The organism is Paeniglutamicibacter sp. MACA_103 (assembly GCF_045798555.1).
Classification (GTDB): domain Bacteria; phylum Actinomycetota; class Actinomycetes; order Actinomycetales; family Micrococcaceae; genus Paeniglutamicibacter.
Genome location: NZ_JBIXLN010000026.1, coordinates 1 through 22,717, shown reverse-complemented (window position 1 = coordinate 22,717; position 22,717 = coordinate 1). Strand labels below are relative to the sequence as shown.

The 22,717-nt window shown below is 65.4% G+C and carries 20 protein-coding genes; 13 read left to right on the top strand and 7 right to left on the bottom strand.

Annotated elements, in window-relative coordinates:
* Window positions 1–60: 60 nt before the first annotated feature.
* The 7 genes from ACIPVK_RS13220 to ACIPVK_RS13190 all read left to right on the top strand — a co-directional run bounded on the left by ACIPVK_RS13220 (window position 61) and on the right by ACIPVK_RS13190 (window position 7,196).
* Window positions 61–1,062, top strand: a complete 1,002-nt coding sequence (locus ACIPVK_RS13220; RefSeq protein WP_407612439.1) for a proline racemase family protein — start codon at window positions 61–63, stop codon at window positions 1,060–1,062.
* On the top strand, window positions 1,059–2,012 hold the full coding sequence (locus tag ACIPVK_RS13215; protein WP_407612438.1) for an ornithine cyclodeaminase family protein: 954 nt from the start codon (window positions 1,059–1,061) through the stop codon (window positions 2,010–2,012). The genes ACIPVK_RS13220 and ACIPVK_RS13215 overlap by 4 nt, the downstream gene beginning before the upstream one ends.
* The gene (locus ACIPVK_RS13210; RefSeq protein WP_407612437.1) at window positions 2,009–2,746 is read left to right on the top strand and encodes a GntR family transcriptional regulator; all 738 of its coding nucleotides are present in this window, start codon (window positions 2,009–2,011) and stop codon (window positions 2,744–2,746) included. The genes ACIPVK_RS13215 and ACIPVK_RS13210 overlap by 4 nt, the downstream gene beginning before the upstream one ends.
* 12 nt (window positions 2,747–2,758) lie before the next feature.
* Window positions 2,759–3,940: an NAD(P)/FAD-dependent oxidoreductase gene (locus ACIPVK_RS13205; RefSeq protein WP_407612436.1), complete on the top strand. Its 1,182-nt coding sequence runs from the start codon at window positions 2,759–2,761 to the stop codon at window positions 3,938–3,940.
* Entirely contained in the window at window positions 3,937–4,203 is a 267-nt protein-coding gene (locus ACIPVK_RS13200) for a (2Fe-2S)-binding protein (protein ID WP_407612435.1), read from the top strand. The genes ACIPVK_RS13205 and ACIPVK_RS13200 overlap by 4 nt, the downstream gene beginning before the upstream one ends.
* Complete coding sequence (locus ACIPVK_RS13195; protein WP_407612434.1) at window positions 4,200–5,651, top strand: FAD-dependent oxidoreductase; 1,452 nt, start codon at window positions 4,200–4,202, stop codon at window positions 5,649–5,651. The genes ACIPVK_RS13200 and ACIPVK_RS13195 overlap by 4 nt, the downstream gene beginning before the upstream one ends.
* A 78-nt stretch (window positions 5,652–5,729) precedes the next feature.
* Complete coding sequence (locus ACIPVK_RS13190) at window positions 5,730–7,196, top strand: aldehyde dehydrogenase (NADP(+)) (protein ID WP_407612490.1); 1,467 nt, start codon at window positions 5,730–5,732, stop codon at window positions 7,194–7,196.
* A 253-nt stretch (window positions 7,197–7,449) separates the two neighbouring features.
* On the opposite strand, the gene ACIPVK_RS13185 is transcribed toward ACIPVK_RS13190, so the two are convergent.
* Genes ACIPVK_RS13185 through ACIPVK_RS13175 form a run of 3 tightly spaced genes read right to left on the bottom strand, consistent with a single transcriptional unit; the run spans window position 7,450 to window position 10,396 of the window.
* A complete protein-coding gene (locus ACIPVK_RS13185; RefSeq protein WP_407612433.1) occupies window positions 7,450–8,088 on the bottom strand; it encodes a lactate utilization protein C in 639 nt (212 codons plus the stop codon).
* Window positions 8,085–9,599, bottom strand: a complete 1,515-nt coding sequence (locus ACIPVK_RS13180) for a LutB/LldF family L-lactate oxidation iron-sulfur protein (protein WP_407612432.1) — start codon at window positions 9,597–9,599, stop codon at window positions 8,085–8,087. The genes ACIPVK_RS13185 and ACIPVK_RS13180 overlap by 4 nt, the downstream gene beginning before the upstream one ends.
* Entirely contained in the window at window positions 9,596–10,396 is an 801-nt protein-coding gene (locus tag ACIPVK_RS13175; RefSeq protein ID WP_407612431.1) for a (Fe-S)-binding protein, read from the bottom strand. The genes ACIPVK_RS13180 and ACIPVK_RS13175 overlap by 4 nt, the downstream gene beginning before the upstream one ends.
* Window positions 10,397–10,638: 242 nt before the next feature.
* Here ACIPVK_RS13175 and ACIPVK_RS13170 point away from each other — a divergent pair, with 242 nt between their 5' ends.
* Window positions 10,639–12,384, top strand: a complete 1,746-nt coding sequence (locus ACIPVK_RS13170) for an L-lactate permease (protein ID WP_407612430.1) — start codon at window positions 10,639–10,641, stop codon at window positions 12,382–12,384.
* A 168-nt stretch (window positions 12,385–12,552) separates the two neighbouring features.
* Complete coding sequence (locus ACIPVK_RS13165) at window positions 12,553–13,287, top strand: FadR/GntR family transcriptional regulator (RefSeq protein WP_407612429.1); 735 nt, start codon at window positions 12,553–12,555, stop codon at window positions 13,285–13,287.
* A gap of 16 nt (window positions 13,288–13,303) precedes the next feature.
* Here ACIPVK_RS13165 and ACIPVK_RS13160 read toward each other — a convergent pair whose 3' ends face one another.
* Both ACIPVK_RS13160 and ACIPVK_RS13155 read right to left on the bottom strand, forming a co-directional pair.
* Window positions 13,304–14,314, bottom strand: a complete 1,011-nt coding sequence (locus ACIPVK_RS13160; protein WP_407612428.1) for an NADP-dependent oxidoreductase — start codon at window positions 14,312–14,314, stop codon at window positions 13,304–13,306.
* A 38-nt stretch (window positions 14,315–14,352) separates the two neighbouring features.
* Complete coding sequence (locus tag ACIPVK_RS13155; RefSeq protein ID WP_407612427.1) at window positions 14,353–14,742, bottom strand: DUF1304 domain-containing protein; 390 nt, start codon at window positions 14,740–14,742, stop codon at window positions 14,353–14,355.
* A 93-nt stretch (window positions 14,743–14,835) separates the two neighbouring features.
* Here ACIPVK_RS13155 and ACIPVK_RS13150 point away from each other — a divergent pair, with 93 nt between their 5' ends.
* Both ACIPVK_RS13150 and ACIPVK_RS13145 read left to right on the top strand, forming a co-directional pair.
* A complete protein-coding gene (locus tag ACIPVK_RS13150; RefSeq protein WP_407612426.1) occupies window positions 14,836–15,441 on the top strand; it encodes a TetR/AcrR family transcriptional regulator in 606 nt (201 codons plus the stop codon).
* A gap of 258 nt (window positions 15,442–15,699) precedes the next feature.
* Window positions 15,700–16,869, top strand: a complete 1,170-nt coding sequence (locus ACIPVK_RS13145) for an MFS transporter (RefSeq protein ID WP_407612425.1) — start codon at window positions 15,700–15,702, stop codon at window positions 16,867–16,869.
* 25 nt (window positions 16,870–16,894) lie between these two features.
* Here ACIPVK_RS13145 and ACIPVK_RS13140 read toward each other — a convergent pair whose 3' ends face one another.
* The gene (locus ACIPVK_RS13140; RefSeq protein ID WP_407612424.1) at window positions 16,895–18,439 is read right to left on the bottom strand and encodes an amino acid permease; all 1,545 of its coding nucleotides are present in this window, start codon (window positions 18,437–18,439) and stop codon (window positions 16,895–16,897) included.
* Between the two features lie 582 nt (window positions 18,440–19,021).
* Complete coding sequence (locus tag ACIPVK_RS13135) at window positions 19,022–20,767, bottom strand: bifunctional metallophosphatase/5'-nucleotidase (protein ID WP_407612423.1); 1,746 nt, start codon at window positions 20,765–20,767, stop codon at window positions 19,022–19,024.
* 181 nt (window positions 20,768–20,948) lie between these two features.
* Between ACIPVK_RS13135 and ACIPVK_RS13130 the strand changes: the two genes are divergently transcribed.
* Together ACIPVK_RS13130 and aztD are read left to right on the top strand one after the other, a co-directional pair.
* Window positions 20,949–21,167, top strand: coding sequence for a toxin-antitoxin system YwqK family antitoxin (locus ACIPVK_RS13130; RefSeq protein WP_407612422.1), 219 nt, complete (start codon window positions 20,949–20,951; stop codon window positions 21,165–21,167).
* A 198-nt stretch (window positions 21,168–21,365) separates the two neighbouring features.
* A complete protein-coding gene (aztD, locus tag ACIPVK_RS13125) occupies window positions 21,366–22,679 on the top strand; it encodes a zinc metallochaperone AztD (RefSeq protein ID WP_407612489.1) in 1,314 nt (437 codons plus the stop codon).
* Window positions 22,680–22,717 lie beyond the last annotated feature (38 nt).

The window sequence follows — 22,717 nt, the reverse complement described above, 5'->3', positions numbered from 1 at the left end:
AACAGGGGCCGGCCAACGGCGGCACCGCAATCACCGACGATTCACTAGAGAGTTTGCAACATGCGCACCAACAGGATCTTCCACGCAGTGGATTCCCACACCGAAGGCATGCCGACCCGCGTCATCACCGGAGGCATCGGCACCATTCCCGGAGAAACCATGGCAGAGCGTCGCCTCTGGTTCATGGAGCACAGCGATTGGATCCGCACCCTGCTGATGTGCGAACCGCGCGGACACGCCTCGATGAGCGGCGCGATCCTGCAGCCCTCTACGCGCCCCGACGCAGACTACGGCGTCCTGTACATCGAGGTTTCCGGGCTGTTGCCGATGTGCGGACACGGCACCATCGGCGTGGCCACCGTGCTGGTGGAAACCGGCATGGTCGAGGTCCACGAACCCGTGACCACCGTGCGCCTGGACACCCCGGCCGGCTTGGTCATCGCCGAGGTCGCAGTCAAGGACGGACAGGCCGAATCTGTGACCATCCGCAACGTGCCTTCCTACAGCGACCGCCTGGACGCATCGGTCGAGGTCCCTGGCTACGGCACTGTGAACTACGATCTCGCCTTCGGCGGCAACTTCTACGCCGTCGTCGAGCTCGAGGACCTGGACCTGCCGTTCGAACGCGAACGCAAGGACGACCTGATCACCGCCGGCCTGGCCATCATGGACGCCATCAATGTGGTCGACGAGCCCGTGCACCGCGAACGCGACGACATCCGCGGCGTCCACCACGTCTACCTCAAGGCCCCGGGCTCCACCGCCGAGCACTCTCGCCACGCCATGGCCATCTACCCGGGCTGGTTCGACCGCTCGCCGTGCGGCACCGGCACCAGCGCCCGCATGGCCCAACTCCATGCCCGCGGCGAACTGGCGATGGACACCGACTTCATCAACGAGTCATACATCGGCTCGCAATTCACTGGCCGTTTGGTTGAGGAAACCACCGTCGGAGGCCTGCCCGCCGTCATCCCCACCGTGACCGGACGGGCCTGGATCACCGGCACCGCCCAATATTTCCTTGACCCGAGTGACCCATTCCCGGAGGGATTCCTGCTGTGAATCTGCCATATTTTGACGCTGCCGCGGTTCGCGCCTCGCTTCCCTTTGACCGCGCTATCGCCGCCATCGAGGATGCGCTTCGCGGCCAGACGGATCCGGAAATCGACGGCCCGCGCATCTTTGCGCCGGCACCCGACGGTGAATTCCTTCTGATGCCGGCGATCGGCCAGGGCTATACCGGGCTCAAGGTTGCAACCATCGCCCCGCTGAACCCGGCCAAGGGCGAAGAAAAGATCCAGGGCGTCTATCTGCTCTTTGGTTCCTCGAACCTCACGCCCATTGCTTCCATGGACGGCGCGGAACTCACGGCCATCCGCACCCCGGCGGCGACACTGACGGCGGTCAAAAACATCGCAGACGCGCCGGGCAGCACTCCGTTCACGCGGACGCCCAGGGTACTGGTCTTCGGGGCGGGCATCCAAGCTGTCAACCACATCCGGGCCGCCCAGGCGGTCTTCCCCGACGGCACCTTCGCCGTGGTGGGTCAACGGATCGAGCGGATCCAGATACTGATCGAGCAGCTGGCAGCCGAAGACATCACTGTCACCCGCGGCAGCGTGGAGGATGTGCCTAACGCGGACGTGATCCTGTGCGTCACCTCCTCGCCGACACCGCTCTTTGACGGATCGCTGCCGGCCGCCCACGCCATCATCGCTTCGGTGGGGCAGCACGGGCTCGACGCCCGCGAGGTCGACGAGACGCTCGTCAAGCGCTCCGAGGTCGTCGTCGAGGGTCGTGCTTCCTCCTGGCGCGAAAGCGGGGATTTGATCCCCGCGCGTAGCGTCGAAGAGTGGAAACAGATCAACCCGGCAAACCTCAAGGACCTGGTGAACGGCAAATTCAGCCGTGTCGGGGGCAAGCCTACGCTCTACACGGGTGTGGGCATGGCATGGGAAGACTTGGTTTCCGCCGCAGTGGTGTATGAAGATCACTGGAGTAAAGAAGCATGAGCGCACCTGTGAAAATCGGAGAACAGACCATGAGCGGAAATTCAAAATTCACCATTGAGAAGCTCGATCGCCAGATGAGCCTGCGTGAGACGGTCACCGAGCGGCTCCGAACCTCGATTATCTCGGGCGACCTGGTGGAAGGGGAACTGTACTCTGCACCGAGTTTGGGTGCGGCCTTTGGCGTCTCGGCAACTCCGGTGCGCGAAGCCATGATGGACCTGGTCCGTGAGGGGCTGGTTGAGACAGTCAAGAACAAGGGCTTCAGGATCACGGGCATGACGGACGCGGAACTCGAGGAAATCGCTGAGATCCGGCTGCTGGTGGAACCGGCAGCGACTAAGCGTGCCCTGGAATCGGTCCCAAGTGACAGCATTTCCGACCTCCGTTCGCTGGCAGATGTCATCGTCCGCACGGCCCGGGACAAGGACCCGGAAGCGTACCTTGCCGCTGACCGTGAGTTCCACGCACGTTTGCTGAGCTTCGCGGGAAACAAACAACTCGTTGAACTGGCAACGTCGCTGCGCCTGCGGACGCGCATGTATGGCCTCAAGACGCTAATGGAGAACGATCAATTGGACGGCTCGGCCCAGGAACACCACGAAATGATCGATTGTGTGGAACGGGGCGACGGGGAGGCGATCTACGAATTGATGATCCGCCATATCAACCACGCTCGGGGCATGTGGAACACCGGCACCCCGGATCAAGATGCACCAGAGCAGAACACCCAGTAACCAGGAGTAAACATGAATGCGCCCAGCGACGTGATCGTCATCGGTGCCGGAGTCATTGGCTCGGCGATTGCATATTTCGCCACTATGCAGGGACTTTCCGTGACAGTGCTGGAGCGCGGCCTGCCGGCAGGCGGAACCAGTTCCGCCTGCGAGGGCAACATTCTGGTATCGGACAAGGAACTCGGCCCGGAACTCGAGCTGACAAAGTTCTCGCTGGACACCTGGCGCGGCGACCTGGCCGAACACGCAGCTCACTGGGAATTCGAGTCCAAGGGTGGGATCATCGTCGCCTCGCGCGAATCCTCGCTTGCCTCTCTGGACCGCCTGACCAAGGCGCAAGCCGCCAACGGGATCGACGTAGAACGAGTCGACATCCCGCGGCTGCGCGAATTCGAGCCCAACATTTCCCCTGACGCGCTGGGCGCAGCCTGGTACCCGGACGACTGCCAGGTCCAGCCGATGCTAGTTGCAGGGCACCTGCTCAAGTTGGCCCGAGCCGCCGGCGCAAAAGTCATCACCAACACTATGGTCACCGGGTTTGTACGCAACGGCCAAACCGTCGCCGGGGTGAAGACCGAGCGCGGGCAATTCCACGCCCCGGCCGTCGTCAACGCCGCGGGCAGCTGGTCCGAGGACATCGCGGCACTGGCCGGGGTCAACGTGCCGGTCAAGCCCCGCAAGGGCTTTGTCATGGTCACCGAACCGTTGCCGCCGATGGTGCACCACAAGGTGTACGCGGCCGAGTACGTGGACAACGTCGGCAGCTCCGACGCCGGGCTGCAGTCCTCCCCAGTGGTCGAGGGCACCCCCGCCGGGTCAATCTTGATCGGATCCTCCCGCGAGCGCGTCGGATTCGACCGCAGCGTCAACACCGACGCCCTGCGCCAGATGGCCGCCAACGCGATCGCGCTCTTCCCGTTCCTGGAGAAGACGCGGATCATCCGCCATTACCACGGCTTTCGCCCCTACTGCCCGGACCACCTGCCGGTCATCGGGCACGACCCGCGTGCGCCAGGCCTCTGGCACGCCAGCGGCTACGAAGGCGCGGGCATTGGTCTGTCCGCCGGCACCGGAAAGCTCGTGGCACAGGCCCTGGCCGGATTGGTCCCCGACATGTCACTGGCGCCCTTCGCCCCCGAACGCTTCGGCGCATTCACCCCGACCGGAAAAGTCCCACAGGAGTCAGCAGTATGAGCACCACACCGCGGCGGATCACCGTGACACTCAACAACGCCCGGGTGACGGCCGATGCCGGCCAGAGCGTCGGAGCCATCCTGATGGGCGAGGGCATCAAGGCCTGGCGCACCACCCGCAACGAGGGAAAGGCGCGCGGCCTGTTCTGCGGTATAGGTGCTTGCTACGACTGCTTGGTCACCATCGACGGGCAACCCAACCAGCGTGCCTGCCTGGTAGAGGCCTGCGACTCCATGAACATTGAAGGGGACTTCGACGCATGAGCTCCCACGAGGAAATTGCCTTCGACGTAGCGGTCATTGGTGCCGGCCCAGCCGGCCTGTCCGCTGCAGTTGCCGCGGCCGAACGCGATGCAAGGGTCGTCGTCCTCGACGCCGGCGCCCAGCCCGGCGGCCAGTTCTGGCGCCACCGTCCCGAATCCGTATTCCCGGACCCCGATGGCCAAGGCCACCACGACTGGAAGACCTACCTGGATTTGCGGGCACGCTTTGACGACGCCGTCTCACGCGGCTCGCTGCGATACTTGCCCAACACCCAGGTGTGGATGGTCGAGCGTGAGGACGCAGGTCGCTTTGTGCTGCGACTGACCCCCGCCACCGGCACCGCAATCGACACCGCAACGGTGCGCGCCGACAAGCTGGTTTCCTGCAGCGGCGGCTACGACCGCCAGCTGCCGGTGCCGGGATGGGAACTGCCCGGCGTCATGGCTGCCGGCGGGATCCAGGCGTTCATCAAGGCCAACGGAGCCGTGCCGGGCAAGCGCTTTGTGGTGGCAGGAACAGGGCCCTTCCTGCTGCCGGTCGCCGCAAACATCGCCGAGGCCGGCGGCAAGGTCGTGGCAGTGTGCGAATCCTCCTCGCTGGCCAACTGGCTGCCGCATCTGGGCGCCGCAAGCGGCGTTCCGGGCAAGGCCCTCGAGGGTGCGGAATACGCTGCCGTCTTTGCCAGGCAACGCATACGCTACCGCACGCGCACGGTTGTCACCGAGGTGCTGGGGGAGTCCAGCGCATCCTCGGTGCGCATCGCCAAGGTAGACGCCGAGGGAGCCGTGATTGCGGGAACTGACCTGCTGCTTGAGGATGTGGACGTCGTTGGTTTCGGCTGGGGCTTCACCCCGCAGGTCGAACTCGCCGTTGCCCTGGGGGCCATGACCCGCATCGACGCCGACGGCTCCCTGGTATGCGTCGTCGACGACCAACAGGCGTCTAACGTGCCGGGCCTTTACCTTGCCGGTGAAGTGACGGGCGTCGGCGGGGCCGTACTGGCCGTTGCCGAGGGACTCGTTGCGGGGGCCGCCGCGGCCAATGGCGAGGTGCCAAGCGCCGGCACAGCACGGCTGATCCAGCGCCACCGCCGGTTCGCCGGGGCCATGCATCGGGCGCACCCCGTCCCCGAAAAGTGGGATGACCTGCTCACTGACGACACCCTGGTGTGCCGGTGCGAGGAGGTTAGCCACGCCGAGGTCGTCTACGCTCGCGACACCCTGGGCGCCACGGATGCGCGCACCATGAAGTCCTTCACCCGCGCCGGGATGGGCTGGTGCCAGGGCAGGGTCTGCGGCTATGCCGCCTCCTGCCTCTCCTCCAAGTGCACCGAGGATGCCGGGGCCGAACAAGCCTCGTTTGCGGCTTTCGCCAAGCGCCCCGTCGCGGCCCCGCTGACCCTGGGAGAGATAAGTACCCTGGACTCCCGGCAGCCCCAGGACTCCTGACCGAACGCAAAGTTTTGACCCCCGGGCTCTGACCGGCGGGTCACCACCGAATTCCCCCCCCGTGAAAGGACGAACCCCATCATGACGAGCACCATCACCGTCACACCGACGACCGCCACCGAGCTCGAGGAAATCCTCGTCGCAGCCCAGCAGGCAGCATCCTCGTGGGCCGCCCTGCGCCCGTCCGAGCGTGCCGAGGTCTTGGACCAGGTTGCGGACGCCCTTGACACCGCAGCAAGCACCCTCATCCCGATCGCCATGGAGGAGAGCAACCTGCCGCAGGCCCGCCTGACCGGCGAGCTCAAGCGCACCACCTTCCAGCTGCGCCTCTTCGGAGAGGTGCTGCGCGACGGCGCGTACCTGGACGCCCGTATCGACCACGCCGACGCTCAGTGGCCGATGGGCGCGCCCCGCCCGGACCTGCGCCGCGTGCTAGAGCCCATGGGGCCCGTCGTCGTGTTTGCGGCCAGCAACTTCCCGTTCGCGTTCTCCGTGGCGGGGGGAGACACCGCCTCCGCATGGGCCGCCGGCAACCCCGTCATCCTCAAGGCACACTCTGGCCACCCGGAACTCTCGATGGCCACGGCCGCCACCATCACCGAGGCGCTAGTGGCGGCCGGTGTCCCCGCCGGAGTCTTCGCCCTGGTCATGGGCACCGAGGCCGGCGCCACCGCGCTGAAGGACCCCCGCGTCAAGGCAGCGGGCTTCACCGGATCGATCCCCGGCGGCCGCGCGCTCTTCGACATGGCCAACGCCCGGCCCGAGCCGATCCCGTTCTACGGCGAGCTCGGCAGCAACAACCCCGTCTTCGTCACCGCCGCCGCTGCGGCCGAGCGCGGCGCCGCGATCGCCCGCGAATTCGTCGCTTCCTTCACCATGGGCGCCGGACAGTTCTGCACCAAACCGGGAACGATCTTCGTCCCGCGCGGATCGGAAATCGTGGAAACTCTGCGCGCCATCGAACTTCCGGCCGCGGCAGCGCTGCTCAACGCGCGCATCCAGGCCGGCTACGTCGAGGTGCTTGGGGCCCTGCAGGGCCACGAAAAGGTCCAGGTCCTGGCCCAGGGCTCGAACCCGCTGGCCGAGCCGCCGAGCCCGACCCTGCTGCTCACCAGCGCCAACGACCTGCTGGCACACCCGGAGTCCCTGCAGACCGAGTGCTTCGGCCCGACCGCACTGGTCGTCGAATACACCGACGAGTCGGAACTCGTTGCCCTGGCCGAAAGCTTCGAGGGCCAGCTGACAGCCACCCTCGTGGGCACCGAAAACTGCGAGGTCGCCGACCTGATCGAGGTGCTCTCCCGCAAGGCAGGCCGCGTGCTGTGGAATCAGTGGCCGACTGGCGTCTCGGTGACCTACGCGCAGCAGCATGGCGGCCCGTACCCGGCAACCACATCCGTGGGCAGCACCTCCGTGGGCACCGCGGCGATCTCTCGCTTCCTGCGCCCCGTGGCATATCAGGGCTTTCCACAGGGCCTGCTTCCCGAGGCGCTGCAAGATGCCAACCCGCTGAACGTGCCGCAGATGGTCAACGGCAAACGATAACCGTCTGCCTGTCGGACTCACCGGGGAACGAGCCGGCCGGCGGCTCGTTCCTCGGGGCCGGTGCAAATCGCGGGGTGAACCTCATTCGCGGTGCAGGACAAACGTGACGCGTGGACGGCATCCGACTAGCTTCGGCCGGCTTCGTGCCGTGGCACCCGTTCACGGGATCGCAGTCTAACGGCCTCAACGCGAGTAGCGGTTCCGCGGTGCACGAATACGTGTGAGCCGCGGAACCGCTTTCGTGGTTGAGGGCCTAGAGCCCCTTGACGATGATGACGTCCAGCTGGCGCGGGCCGTGCACGCCCTCGACGCGCTCGAGCTCGATGTCGCTGGTCGCGCTGGGACCGGAGATCCAGGTCAGCGGGCGGGTGATGTCCATGCGCGGCAGCGCCTCGGGGAGCAGGCGCACAATCGTGGAGACCGGGACCACGCACACGTGGTGGTCCGGGACCAGCGAGATCGCGCGGCGGCCCTGGTCGCCGCTGCCGTCCAGCACGATGGTGCCGGACTCGGCGATGGACACGGCCGAGGAAGTGAGCACCGCGCTGGTGCCGTCCAACTCGGCCACGCTCAGCACGGCGCCCGGAGCATCGTTGCGGCGGCGCGGGTCGTTGGCCAGCGCGGCATCGACAAGCCAGGTCTCGTCGATGCCGTGCGGCACCACATAGCTGGCGGCGTCTTTCAGGCGTTCGGCAATGGTCGCCGACAGCTGCCCGGATTCCACGACGTCCACGTGCGCCTTGTAGTCCTCGAGCCGGTCGACCAGCAGCTCAATGAGCTCGGCCTCCGGCATGTCCGAGGACATCCGGTACTCGCGGGGGACCGGTCCCGGTGCCGGGGCATCGCGCAGGGCGGAGGTGATGCGGGAGAGGATTTCTTCCTTGGCACTCATTTGGTCAGCTTCTCCTGCTCGTTGATGGGGGCAACCGGCTCGTGGTCCTTCTTCCACCAGTCGCGGAACGACTGGGACGGGGGAGCGGGGATGTCGCGGGACTGCGTCCAGCCGGCCGCGATGCCGGGAAGGCGCTTGATCTTCTTGTCGCGTCCCCCCGCGAGCTTGCCCAGCGGCAAACCCTTCTCCAGCAGGCCCAGGTGCTTCCCGGAGGAGAACGCCCACTGCCCGCCCTTCATCATCAGGTCCATCTGGCTCGGAAGCTTCTTTGCCCCGCGCTTTGAATCCACGTCCTCCCCGCGCAGGTGCACCAGGATCTCGGGGATATTGATCTTCACCGGGCAGGCGTCGTAGCAGGCGCCGCAGAGTGAGGACGCGTAGGGCAGCGAGCTATTCTCCTCGGACTTGATGCCGGTGAGCAACGGGGTGAGGATCGCGCCGATCGGGCCCGGGTAGGTGGATCCGTAGGCGTGGCCGCCGGTGCGCTCGTAGACCGGGCACACGTTCATGCAGGCCGAGCAGCGGATGCAGTTCAGCGCGGTGCGCCCGTACTTGTCGGCCAGGGCCGCGGTGCGTCCGTTGTCCAGCAGCACCAGGTGCACGTTCTGCGGTCCGTCGCCCTCGGTAACCCCGGTCCACAGCGAGGTGTACGGGTTCATGCGCTCGCCGGTGGAGGAACGCGGAAGCAGCTGCATGAAGACCTCGAGGTCGTCCTTGGCGGGCAGCAGCTTTTCGATGCCCATGACGGTGATCAGGGTTTCGGGCAGCGTCAGGCACATCCGGCCGTTGCCCTCGGATTCGACCACGGCCAGGGTGCCTGAATCGGCCAGCGCGAAGTTGGCACCGGAGATGGCGACCTTGGCGGAGAGGAACTTGCGGCGCAGGTGTTCGCGGGCGGCCATGGCCAGCAGGCGCGGTTCGTCGGTGAGGTTCGGGTCCACGTTCGGCATCTCCTTGAGGAAGATGTCGCGCACCTCGGTGCGGTTCTTGTGGATGGCCGGCACCAGGATGTGGCTGGGCTTGTCGTGTCCCAGCTGGACGATCAGCTCGGCCAGGTCGGTCTCGAAGGCGGAGATGCCCTGTTCCTCGAGGTATTCGTTGAGCCCGATCTCCTGGGTGGCCATGGACTTGACCTTGACGACCTCGGTGGTGTCCTGCTCGCGGATCAGGTCCGCGACGATCCGGTTGGCCTCGTGGGCGTCGCGGGCCCAGTGGATCACGCCGCCGCGTGCGGTGAAGTTCGTTTCGAACTCCTCCAGCAGCGCCGGCAGGTTGGACATGACGTGGTTCTTGGTGGCGGAGCCGGCGTCGCGCAGTTCCTCCCAGTCGGGAAGCTCGGCGACGACCTTCAGGCGCTTGTCGCGAATGGTGTGGGTGGCGTGGCGCAGGTTGGCACGCATCTGGGTGTTGCCCAGTTCGCGGTGCGCGGCTGCCGGAAACGGTTCCTCGATGTGGAGGTTGCCGTCGCCGAAGACCGGAAGGGTCGGCATGCCCATGAAGACGTTGCTCATCGCACGCCCGCCTTTCCTACGAGGATCTCGCCGGTCACCGAGACCGGCTCGTCAATGGTGCTTGCCAGGATCTCGGCAAAGTGAAGCGTCGTCGCATCCGACTTGGTGCGCGAGAGCCCGCCGCCGATATGCATGAGGCAGGAGGCGTCGCCGCCGGCGCACAGCGAGGCGCCGGTGGACTCGATGTTCCTGGCCTTGTCCTGAAGCATTGCGGTTGAAACGTCCGCGTTCTTCAGGGAGAAGGTGCCGCCAAAACCGCAGCACTGGTCGGCCTCGGGCAGGTCCGCGAACTCAATGCCACTCACGGACTTGAGCAGGTCCAGCTGCCGGTCGCCCAGTTTCAGCGACCGCATGCCGTGGCAGGACGGGTGGTAGGTGACCTTGTGCGGGAAATGCGAGCCGAGCTGTTCGGCGGCATTGGTCACGCCGAGGACGTCGACCAGCAACTGGGACAGCTCGTAGGTCTTGGCGCCCACGGCCTCGGCGCGTGCCTTCAGGGCGGTGTCCCCGCAGCGCTCGGCGAGGACCGGGTGCTGGTGCTTGACGGAGGCAACGCAGGATCCAGACGGGGCAACGGCCACGTCGTAGGTTTCGGCCTCGAAGGCCTTCACGTGGTTGGTGACCACGGGGAGTGCCTCGTCCATGTAGCCGGAGTTGATGTGCATCTGGCCGCAGCATGCCTGCCCGGTGGGGAAGACGACCTCGTGGCCCAGTCGTTCGAGAATCTTGACCGTGGCGCGAGCAGTTTGCGGATACATGGCGTCAACGATGCAGGTGGCGAAAAGTGCGATTTTCATTCAGTGATCCTTCCGGCGTGCTCAGCCGAGGAATTGATGTGGTCTGACCATACTAGGACGTGATCGGGCCCACGTCCACCCGGAAGCCGGGGCAAAAAAATTTTGTGACACCACTCACCATTTCGCTACGCCTTGGGTTATGCTGGTGTGGTCGGACCATAGTGGTCCGACCACGGATGTCTACCGGCGTCCACCAAGAACCACCCTTATCCGCGATCCACTCCCAACGCGAAGGACGCCCAGTGGACACCTTTACACCCACCACCGATCCGCTGGCAGGAAGCATTGCGCTTTCGGCCATTATTTCCCTGCTGCCGCTGCTGACGTTCTTCGTCATGCTGGCAGTCGTCAAGGCCAAGGCGTACGTTTCCGGCCTTACCTCATTGCTTGTTGCCATCCTGGTCGCAATCTTTGTCTTCAAGATGCCCCTGGGCATGGCCTTGATGTCGGGGGTACTGGGCGCGGTCTTCGGGGCCTTCCCGGTGGTCTGGATCGTCATCATGGCGATCTGGCTCTACCAAGTCACCGTCGTCTCGGGCCGTTTTGAGGATCTGCGTCGCGTCTTTGACGTGATCGGCGGCGGCGATATCCGCATCCAGTCCATCCTGATTGCCTTCTGCTTCGGTGGCCTGCTCGAGGCACTGGCCGGTTTCGGCGCACCGGTGGCCATCACCGCGACGATGCTGCTGGCCCTCGGCATGGCCCCGCTGCGTGCGGCCGCCGCGGTGCTGGTTGCCAACACCGCTCCGGTGGCCTTCGGTGCCGTGGCAATCCCCATCACCACCGCAGCCGGCCTGACGGGCTTGGACGCAAACCACATCGGCGCCGTCGTCGGCCACCAGGCTCCGCTGTTGGCCATCTTCGTGCCGACCCTGCTGCTGTTCATTCTTGACGGCAAGCGAGGCGTCAAGGAAGTCTGGCCCGCAGCCCTGGTCATTGGCTGTTCCTTTGCAGTGGCCCAGTTCCTCTGCGCCACCTATTTCTCCTACGAACTCACCGACATCGTCGCCTCGCTCGCCGGCCTGGGTGCCGCCGTGATCTTCCTGCGCTTCTGGACCCCGAAGGGCCGCGATGAGGCCCGTGCCCGCGTCCTTGTGGGCGAAGCCGCCGAGGGAGTGCAGCACGCAGGTAAGCATGCAGGCAAGGGCGGCAGCGCCGGATCGGCCACCGCTTACCGCGGACACGAGCAAAAGTTGGAAGTTGGACCCACGTTCCTGGCACTCTTCCCCTACCTGCTGGTCATCGTCGTCTTCGGCATTGCCAAGCTCTGGAAGCTGGGCGTGAACATCCCCGGCGCGCTGGCCTCCACCGACGTGAAGATCCAGTGGCCCCTGCTCTACGGCCACGTCCTCAACGGCGAGGGCAAGCCCGTTTCCTCGACGATCTACAACTTCCAGTGGCTCTCGAACCCCGGCACCCTGCTGCTGATCACCGGTCTGATTGTCGCCATTGTCTACTCCCTCAATGACGACGGGGGAAAGTACAAGATCAAGGTCTCGGAAGCCGTGCTGGAAATCGGGCGCACCATCTACAACATGCGGTGGGCAGCCACGACGATCCTTTCCGTCTTGGCCCTGGCCTACGTCATGAACCTGTCGGGCCAGACCATCACCATCGGCACCTGGCTCGCGGGAACCGGCGCGTTCTTTGCCTTCCTGTCCCCGATGCTGGGCTGGATCGGCACGGCCGTCACTGGTTCGGACACTTCGGCCAATGCGCTGTTCGCGAAGCTGCAGCAGACCGCAGGCATCAACGCCGGAATCGACCCGAACCTGCTGGTTGCCGCCAACACCTCCGGTGGCGTGGTGGGCAAGCTGATTTCCCCGCAGAACCTGGCCATTGCCGCCACCGCGGTGGGCATGGAAGGCAAGGAATCGGTCATCCTGAAGAAGGTTGCCGGCTGGTCCGTGGGCATGCTGCTGGTGCTGTGTGTGCTCGTGTACCTGCAGTCCACGCCAATCCTGGGCTGGATGTTGCCGACCCCGTAACGCGGGCCCTGCAACACCGGCCGCGACGGCCGGCAAGCGGCCCCGTGCGTCGGCGAAGAATATCGCCGAAACACGGGGCCGTCGCCGGCTCCGCAACCCATTAGGCTTGAATGATTCGTCGTGCGGTCAAGGGCCACACATGAGCAATGACCATGGGGACAAGAAGCAGTGAGAAGCAAAGCAAAGAATTCGCCGCAACCGGCCCGCGCCTACGAGACTGTCCTGACCAGCATCGAAGCCGACCTGCGCTCGGGAAAGATCAAGATCGGCGACCAGCTGCCGGGCGAGCGGTCCCTGGCCGAATCGCATGGGATCTCCCGGGCCTCGGTCCGCGACGCCATCCGCATTCTTGACGCCATGGGCGTGGTGCGCACGTCCTCCGGGTCCGGGCCCAACTCCGGTGCCGTGGTCATTTCCGATCCTGCCGTTGGCCTTTCGGCGACACTGCGGCTTCACGTTGCCTCGCGCCAGCTTTCGGTTGCAGACATCGTCGAGTCCCGCATCCTGCTGGAAACCTGGGCCGCCGAGTCCGCCGACCTGGGCAGCAACCCCGAACGCAGCGCCCAGGTGCTGCGGAAGACGGGCGAGTTGCTTGAGGCCATGGACTCACCGGGCCTGGACCGCGAGGAATTCCACGACCTCGATTCCCAATTCCATGTGTTGCTCTCGTCCCTGGCCGGCAACGCCGTCATCGAGGCCATGATGGAATCGCTGCGCCTGTCGATCAGCGACTATGTCAGTGAATCGGTGGCCAGCGACGCCGCCTGGCAGAATATCGCCAAGGTCCTTCGGGCCCAGCACCACGGCATCCACACGGCGGTCGCGAGTGGCGACGGCTCGATGGCGGCAAAGCTGCTGCGCGAACACATTGAATGGTTCTACACGGAATCACGGCAACTCTGACCGGCTTCCCGGCCCGTTAGAGCTTGATGACCATCTTGCCGGTGTTGGCCCCGCGCATCAGGTCCAGGAATCCATCAACAGCGTTCTCCAGGCCCTCGACGATGGTTTCGTCGAAAACGATCTTCCCCTGGGCGATCCATTCGGACATGTCGGCCATGAACGCCGGGTAGTGCTCCGCATAGTTCCCCACGGTGAACCCCTTGAGGTTCAGTCCCCGCGTCACCATGTTGCTCATGTTTCGCGGACCCACCGGGGCCTTCGTCGAGTTGTACACGGAGATGGCTCCGCACAGGGCGCCGCGACCGCCGGGGTTGAATGAATCCAGTGCGGCCTCCAGGTGTTCGCCACCCACATTGTCGAAATAAACGTCGATGCCTTCCGGAGCCGCTTCGTGCAACTGCCCGCGGACGGGTCCGTCCTTGTAGTTGAAGGCGGCGTCGTAGCCGTACTTTTCGGTCAGCAGCTCGACCTTCGCATCGCTTCCGGCGGACCCGATGACGCGCTTGGCTCCCTTGAGGCGCGCAATCTGTCCCGCCGCGCTTCCCACGGCCCCCGCAGCACCGGAGATGAATACGGTTTCGCCGCCCTTGAGCCCGGCGATTTCGAGCAAGCCCACATAGGCCGTGAAGGCAGTCATGCCCAGGATGCCGAGGTGGGCGGACAGTGGCAGGCCCGGAATCTCGTGCACCACGCGGAAATGGCTTGCTGCGCCCTGGGAGACATCCCGCCATCCCAGTTGGTGCAGCACCGGGTCGCCAACGGTGAATCCGTCCGCGCGTGATTCGACCACGCGGCCGACCGCGCCGCCCGTCATGACGTCGTTGAGCGCATACGGCGCAGCGTAGGACTTTGCGTCGTTCATGCGCCCGCGCATGTAGGGGTCAACGGATATGAATTCGTTGGCCACCCGGATCTCGCCCTCGGCGAGGCCGGGCAGTTCCACCGCGACGGTGCTGAAGTTCGAGTCCGTCGGCCACCCGGTGGGGCGGCTGGCCAGGTGGATCTGGGTGCTGGTGGAAGTGGACATGAAGTCGGAGCTCCTTTTCAGAGGGATAACCGGGGGACTTAGCGAGCGAAGGCAAGCACGCCAAAAACAATGGCCAAGGCGGGCGCAGCGAGCTGGAGCATTGCCGCGCGGGCAAGCTTGGGCGAGGAAAGGAGCAGGACCAGGCCCGCCGCCACCATCGAGCCCGTGCCTGCAAAGATCAGCGTTGCTCCGACCGTCGTAGACGATGCAAGTACAAAGACCATGCCGGCAACCGTGAGGACGGCCAGGAACAGGTTGTAGAACCCCTGGTTGAAGGCCAGCGGCTTGGTCGCGCTTGCCTCGGCGTCCGTTTTGATCCCGAAGGCCTTGCGGGTGGAAGGGAAGTCCCAGCGCAGGGACTCCAATACAAAAATGTACACATGGACCGCGGCGGCCAGGCCGGCGAAAATCATGGTTGTCAACAACATCTGGAGCGCCCCTTGGTCGGAAATGTGATTGTGTAACGCTCATTCCAATATATACTGGAACGACCGTTACACAAAATAGGGGGTTCGGGTTCCATGGCCAGAACGCAAGAATTCGATACCGGCAAGGCACTCGGCGATGCCCGGCGCGTCTTTTGGGAGAAGGGATTCGATGCAACATCGATCGCGGATCTTGAGTCCGCCACGGGCCTGGGCCGTTCAAGCATTTATCATGGCTTTGGCTCCAAGCGGGGCCTGTTTGATGCGGTGATCCAGGATTACATGGAGACGATCCTGCGACCTCGGTTGAACCTGTTGCACAGCGCCACGCAACCCGCCCTGGGCGTTTCGAACTACTTGGCGTCATTGTCAGATGCCCTGGTGAAGTCCGCGGATCGGACCACGAGCCGAGGATGCCTATTGCTGAACACCGCGGCGGGCATCGCGGGAAACGACGAGGCGTTGAGGCTCCTGATCGATGGCTACCAGATCGAGTTGCGGGACGGCGTTGCCGGCGCCCTGCGCGCGGCTGACCCGATGCAAACCGAAGCGCTGGTTCTTTCCCGGGCCCGCATTGTCGCCGGGCTGACCATGAGTGCGCTGCTCATGGCGCGGCTGAATCTGCCTGAGGCCCTGGCCACTCTTGAGGCCGCCGCGGAGCAAGTGCGTCTGTGGCTTTCCGGGGACCCGCAAGCCACCTAGGCCCGTATCGCGGAGCCGGGGCCACGGGAAACGGCAACCGTCCACGGGGCCGTGCCACGTTCTGCAACCCCTTTGCGGATGGGAGGCAGCACCTCGGTGGATTCCCGGTATGCGGCCGCGGTGTGAGCAACCTTGCTCCCGGTCCGCAGGCTTCGGAATGGACTTGCCCAGTACCCTGTGAGCATGCCCAAGAAGGATAACCCGACAGCTGAAACCCACGGTTCCCGACCGATGCCACGCTCGGCGCCCCGTGGATTCATGGTGTTGTCGCTGCTGGCCGTGATCTTGGTCGGGCTGAACCTGCGCGCGGGCATCACCAGCGCCTCGCCGCTCTTTCTGGACCTGCAGGAATTCCTGGGCTACGGCCCGTTCGTCACGGCGCTGCTGCCCTCGATCCCCACCCTGGTTTTTGCCGTGGCCGGAATGGCGACGGCCTGGCTGGCCCGGCGACTTGGCCTCTCCGGAACGATACTGCTGGCCCTGGGCGTGCTTGCCGCCGGGCTGGCCTTCAGGGCGCTGCCGACCACCTGGGCCCTGTTGGCCGGAACGGTGGCCGCCATGTGCGGCATCGCGCTGTGCAATGTGGCCATGCCGTCGTTTATCCGCGAGAACTTTGCGGAGAAGACCTCGATGATGACCGGGATGTACACGATCACGATGTCGGTGGGCGCCACCGCCGCCTCCGCATTAAGCGTCCCGTTGGCACTGGCCGCCGGTTCCCCCACGCTGGGCCTTGCCACCTGGAGCTTCCTGGCGCTGGCCGCAGTGCTCGCCTTCCTGCCCTTCATGGTCATGGCCCGCTCGGAGAGGGCGGCCGCGCCGTCGCCATCGGGTGTCAGCCCGCTTTCGCTCATCCGTACCCGGCGCGGGTTGGTCATCACCGGGCTCTTCACCGTGCAGGCATTGATGGCCTACGCCATGATGAGCTGGCTGCCCAGCATCCTGATCTCCCGGTCCATGGCCCCGGCCGACGCCGGGATCATCCTCGGGATATTGCAGGCCATGACGATCCCCGCAACCATGCTCTCCCTCTGGCTCGTCAACAAGCACGGGATGCTGCGCGGAGCTTTCATCATGTGTTCGGTCATGGTTGCCGCCGGGCTCGGGGGCCTGGTGTGGCTGCCCCTCTCGTTGGCCTGGCTGTGCGCGGTGGCCATGGGAATCGGGTTCTCCGTGTTCCCCCTGGTGCTGCTGGTGATCTCATACAGCGGGGACAACGCGGAGGAAACCACCGCGATGAGCACGCTGGCCCAGTCGGTCGGATATCTGGTGGCCACCAGCGGGCCGTTCGGCATGGGGCTGTTGTACTCGCTCAGCGGCGACTGGACCCTGCCGTTGCTGCTGCTGATCCTCGTTGCCGGCGTCCAGCTCTGGCTCGGCGTGGTGGCCAGCGGCTATCGCCGGGGATCCCCGCAGCGCGTGCAGTAGGTTCCCCGGCGGGATGCCGTTCGGGCTAGACCTTGGACGCGATCTCGTCTTCGACGTCCTGGGGTGCGGCCAGGTCCATCTCGAGCAACGGCACGACCCTCGACTTGGTGACAAGCCGGTGCACAAGCCACAGCCCCAGGAAGATCGGCAACCCGATGTAGGAGGAGAGCACCTCCATGCCGCGCCCGGCAACGACCGCCTCGTAGTTCTGCCCGGCAATCACCAGAATCAGCACGGCGAACGCCAGCAGCGGACCGATCGGGAAGAACGACGCCCGGTAGGGCAAGTCGCTGACCTTGTTGCCCTGGGCCAGGAACCCGCGCCGGAACCGGTAGTGCGAGATTGCGATCCCCGCCCAGACGATGAAGCCACACAGGCCCGAGACGTTGAGCAGCCATGCATAGGCGGCACCCTGGCCGACGATCGCGGAGAGGAATCCGAAGAGTCCCACCGCGGCGGTGGCCAGCAGCGCCGGAATGGGAACGCCGCGCGAGTTTGTTCGGCCGAAGATCTTCGGGGCCTTGCCGTCATGGGCCATGGAGTACAGCATGCGGGTCGAGGCATACAGCCCGGAGTTGCCCGCCGAGAGGATCGCGGTGAGGATGACCGCGTTCATGAGCGAGGCGGCAAAGGCGATGCCTGCGCGCTCGAAGACCAGGGTGAAGGGGGAAGCGGCCACGTCGGCTTCGCCGGAGGCGAGCAGGCTCGGGTCCGCGAACGGGATCAGGCAACCGATGATGAAGATGGCGCCGATGTAGAAGATCATGATGCGCCAGAAGACGTTGCGGATCGCCCGGGGCACCTCGCGCCGGGGGTTCTTTGCCTCGCCGGCGGCCACGCCGACCAGCTCGGTGCCCTGGAAGGAGAAGCCGGCGATCATGAAGACGGAAATGATCGAAACCCATCCACCATGGAAGACGTCCTCGCGGTTCTGCCAGTTGCTGAGCCCGAGGGAGTTCTCCCCGAAGATGCCGACGATCATGAGCACGCCGGCGATCAGGAACAGCACCACGGCGGAAACCTTGACCAGCGAGAGCCAGAATTCGCTTTCGCCAAAGGACCTGGCCGAAAGCGCATTGAGTCCCGTCAGCACGACGAGGAATATTCCGGCCCAGATCCAGCCCGGGACCCCCGGCAGCCAGAAGTCCATGATGATGCCGGCGGCGACCAGCTCCGCGGCCACCGTGATGGCCCAGTTGAACCAGTAGTTCCAGCCGATCGCGAACCCGAAGGAAGGGGAGACGAAGCGCGTGGCAAAGGTCTGGAAGGAGCCGGCGACAGGGATCTTGGCCGCCATTTCGCCCAAGGACTGCATCAGCAGGAACACCATCAGGCCGACCAGGGCGTAGGCGACCAAGGCGCCTCCCGGGCCGGCCTGGGAAATCGTGCCGCCCGAGGCAACGAAGAGTCCCGTGCCGATCGCGCCGCCGATGGCGATCATCTGCAGGTGCCGGCTGCTTAGCCCGCGCTTGAGTTCGTTCTCATGCTTGGTGGGATTGGCGCCGGCAGCATTCGCGGTTTCGCGCTGCGCCGCCGCTTCGGGTTCAAGTTCTACGGAAAGTCTGCTCATGCGTGTCATGCAACACCACCAAGGGCCCTTGGTGCGAGCTGGCTCACAATGGCCGGGCGGTGCTCGGAGCGTCCCCGACGCCGGGCCGGGGCCGCGGTGGCCCGGTGTATCGGTGCAAAGGAGGCCCGGCGTGGTCCCGCCAGGGGCGGTTGACCATACCCCAGGTCATTCCGTGCTCCGAATTCGCCGTCGTGAGCCGTAGGGAATTGAATGAGTGACCTTATTCTTGCGTGTCCCAAGACACAGCGTTTCTGATGCACGGATTGCTTCCCGGTTGATTGGCTGGCTGGACCAAGTCCCTGCCGCGGTCGTTGATCCGGGGTCTGCTGGACCCTCAGGCGCCGGATCGGGCACCGGTTTGAAGGCTCCGGTTCCCAAAACGACACAGCTTATTATGACGTGAAAATGTCACAAACAATGAATCAGAGCCAGTGGGGAGGCCGCCTCGACTGGCCGGGGCAACGGCGTCCCGCGTTCGGCGCGGGATGCCGCGTGCACAGGGGATCGCGGGTTCCGTTTCGTCCCAACATGCGACAGCGACCTCCCGCTCCCGGGGGCGGAAGGTCGCTGTGGCCGTGCCGGTTACTGGGCTACTTGTGCCCGGCCCAAGGGGGCGGGGTCCACCAGCGGGTGGGCCTGGAAGTACCCGATGCAGGCGACCAGGTCGATCTGGCCGGAATCTGCCACGTTGCTGCCCTCGGTGAAGGTGGAGAAATTGTCTCCGCCCGCCGCCAGGAACGAGTTGGTGACAATCCGGAACACCGCGTCGTTGGCGATCGGCTCGCCCTGGTAGCTCATGGACAGGATGTGCTCGCCGCGGGCGGCGTTCGGGTCGTAGGTGTAGCCGAAGCCCTCGGAGATCCCGAGGTGCAGCTTGGGGCGGCTGGACCCCTCCGGCTGCCACTGCTCCTCGAGCACCGACTTGATCTGGGCGCCTGTCAGGTCCATGGTGAACAGCGTGTTGCCGAACGGCTGGACGGAGGCTGCGTCCTTGTAGGTGACGGTGCCATCGGTCCCAAAGAGCAGGTCCGCACGCAGGCCCCCGGGGTTCATGAAGGCGATCTGGGCGGGAATTCCGCCGAACGTGTCGTTGGAGGTCGCCCACAGGTGCATGTCGGCCACCAGGTTGCCCAGCGAGGACTCGACGCCGCGGTTGGACCCGGCGGTTCCGCCGCGGGTGATGCTCGCGCTGATGGCCCCGATCTTCTGGGCGCCGACGATCTCTGCCTGGGCCGTTGCGGCCTCGACGATCTCGGCGACCTTCGGCACCGATTCGAAGCGGGGGACTGCTTCCCCGTCGTCGCCGACGGTGGTCAGCGACACCAGCTGCGCGTCGAGTCCCACGACCTGCTTGTGCTTCTTGGATACTGTGACCTTCAGGCTGTCCAATGTGGTGCCGTACTGGTGTGCCTGCAGTACGGGGCGTTCAAGGCCCTTGGCCCAGCCGTCCACCGGGTAGGAACAGGAGTAGCCCGCATGGGTGTGCCCCGAAAGGATGGCGTCGATCTGAGGCGATGCCCCGCGGACCAGCTCCCCGTAGGAGGTGTCCTCGGATCCGATGGCTGCGCAATCGGTGCTCGAAGACCCCTCGTGGGTCAGCAGCACCACGACATCGGCCTCGCCGTTGGAATCCTCACCGTCGCTCAGTTGCGTGGCCACCCGGTTGGCGGCCTCCAGCTGGTCCCCGAAATCGAGCCCGGAGATGCCGGCGGGGGTGACCAAGGTGCCGGTCTGGTCGGTGACGGTGCCGATGATGCCAACGGTGACGCCGTTGAGTTTCCGCAGGGCGTATTCCTTGAGGGCGGGGCTCTTGGTTCCCTTCTCATAGACGTTGGCGCCCAGCGCGAAGTCGGCTCCGGCGGCTGCATCGCCGGCGCCGTAGCGGGGGATTACGCGTTCAACGAGGTCGCTGAAGCCGTGGTCGAATTCGTGGTTGCCGACCGCCGAGACGTCCAGCCCGGCGGCGACGAGTGCATCGATGGTCGGGTTGTCCTGCTGGGAGAATGACGTGAACGTGGAGGCCCCGATGTTGTCTCCCGCCGATACGAAGAGCGTGTTGCGGTTCCTGTCCTTGTAGTCCTTGACGGCACCTGCAAGCACCGCGGCCCCGGCCTCGGCGCCGTTGGCCTCGATGCGGCCGTGGAAGTCGTTGATGCCCACCAGCTCGATGGTCGTGGTGGGCGCGTTGTCCTGCTTGTTGTCCTGCCCCTGCGTGTTCGGGCCGGCGGGCTGGGCCTGCGCCGGGGCGGTCATGGCCGTTGAAGCCAGGAGCGTGAATGCTGCGGCGGCGATCAATGCATTGCGCCGCAAGGGAATTTTCTCGGACACGTTGGTTCTCCCTCAAGAAAGGTGACGAGTTGGTGTGGTCCCGTCCAGGTGGACCGGCGGGGCCGCATGCGGCTGATCCTACCCAGCGGTAGGGCGGAGTCCAAGGGTTGTTGGGCACGGTATTCGACGCGGGCAGGATGGGGCCAGCCTGCCCGCGGGGCACCTGTGGCACCATGTAGCCATGACGAGTCGCGACGCGGGCAATGCCCCTGACCTGCAACCTTTCGAAAAGCTTCACAAGGACGGCAGCTTGTGGGCGCGCGGGTTCACCCTGGATGGGGAATTCCACGGGGACTGGGAGTGGTTCAGGATCGACGGCACCCGCATGCGTTCCGGGCGCCTGGATCGCGGACGCCAGGTGGGGATCTGGACCACCTACGACAAGTCCGGGAACCCGTAGAAGGACACCGACTACGGCGAGTAAAGGGTGCAGGGGTGGCCGGTCCGCGTGTCCACGGTGGCGCGGAAGCAATGGCCGGGGCGCATGTGACAACGATTAACCACCCATACTAGATGCGATGCATTCTCAATAGTAAAAGACCGTTACGAGTCACTGTCACTGTTGTGAATGATTCTCATTTAATTTACCGTGATTTCCATGTCACACGAAAAATTAATCACCAAGCGCCGCGGCCAGGTCGTTGCCAGTACCCGCCGGTTGCGCATCGGCACCGGCGCCCTGGCGCTCATGGCCGCCGGCACCCTGCTGGCGGGATGCGCCTCCAGCGCGCCGGGCCAGGCCGCAACCGTACCCGAAGCGCCGGCGACAAGCCCGACCACCAAGGTCTCCGAGGCAGGGGCCGCCACCCCCAGGCTCGTGCTCACCTACGACGGGGGACTGCTGGTCGCCAATGCACGGGACGGCGCCGTCCTCTCGGACCACAAGCTGGAAGGCTTCAACCGCGTCAACCCCGCGGGCGACGGCCGCCGTGTCCTCGTCTCGACCTCCGGGGGATTCCAGGTCCTGGACGCCGGGGCCTGGTCCGAGAAGCACGGGGACCATGCCCACCACTACACCGCCGAACCCTCGCTGACCGACCTGGTGTTCCCGGCCGGGAAGCCGGGGCACGCGGTCGTCCATGCCGGGCGCACTGCCCTCTTCGACGACGCCACCGGCAAGATCAACGTCTTCGATTCCGCCAAGCTGGAGAACGGGGCCCTTCCGCGCACCGATGACGTGGCGTTGCCCGAAGCCCACCACGGGGTCGCGGTGCAGCTCTCGGACGGGAAATTGTTGGTCACCGACGGCACTTCGGAGGCCGTCAATGCCGTCAAGCTGCTCTCCGCCGCGGACGCCGAGGACCGGCGCACCACCGTGGCCGAATCCAGGGACTGCCCGGGCGTCCACGGCGAGGCCGTGGCGAAGAACGAGGCCATAGTCGTCGGCTGCCAGGACGGCATCCTGGTCATCAAGGGAGACAAAATCTCCAAGCTCGACGCGCCGGATGCCTACGGGCGGATCGGCAACCAGGCCGGATCCGAGGCCTCGAGCGTGGTGCTCGGGGACTACAAGAAGGACAAGGACGCCGAGCTGGAGCGCCCGCGAACCTTCTCGCTGACGGACACCGCCGCCAACACCCTCAAGCTCGTCGACATCGACTACAGCTATTCGTTCCGCTCCCTGGCCCGCAGCGCCGAAGGTGATGCGCTGCTGCTGGGCACCGACGGCAAGCTGCACGTCTACGACCCAAAGACCGGGAAAGAGAAGAGGGCTATCGCCGCGGTCGGAGCCTGGGAGGAGCCCCTGGACTGGCAGCAGCCGCGGCCCACCGTGCACGTCTCCGGTGAAACGGCCTATGTCACCGAGCCTGCCACCCAGGAGCTGCACCTCGTGGACCTGAAGGCGGGCAAGGTCTCAAAGAGCGTCACCCTGCCCGAGGTTCCCAACGAGATCACCTCGATCAAGGGATAGCAGGCGACCTTCCGCCCGGAAACAAAAAAATCGCGGGT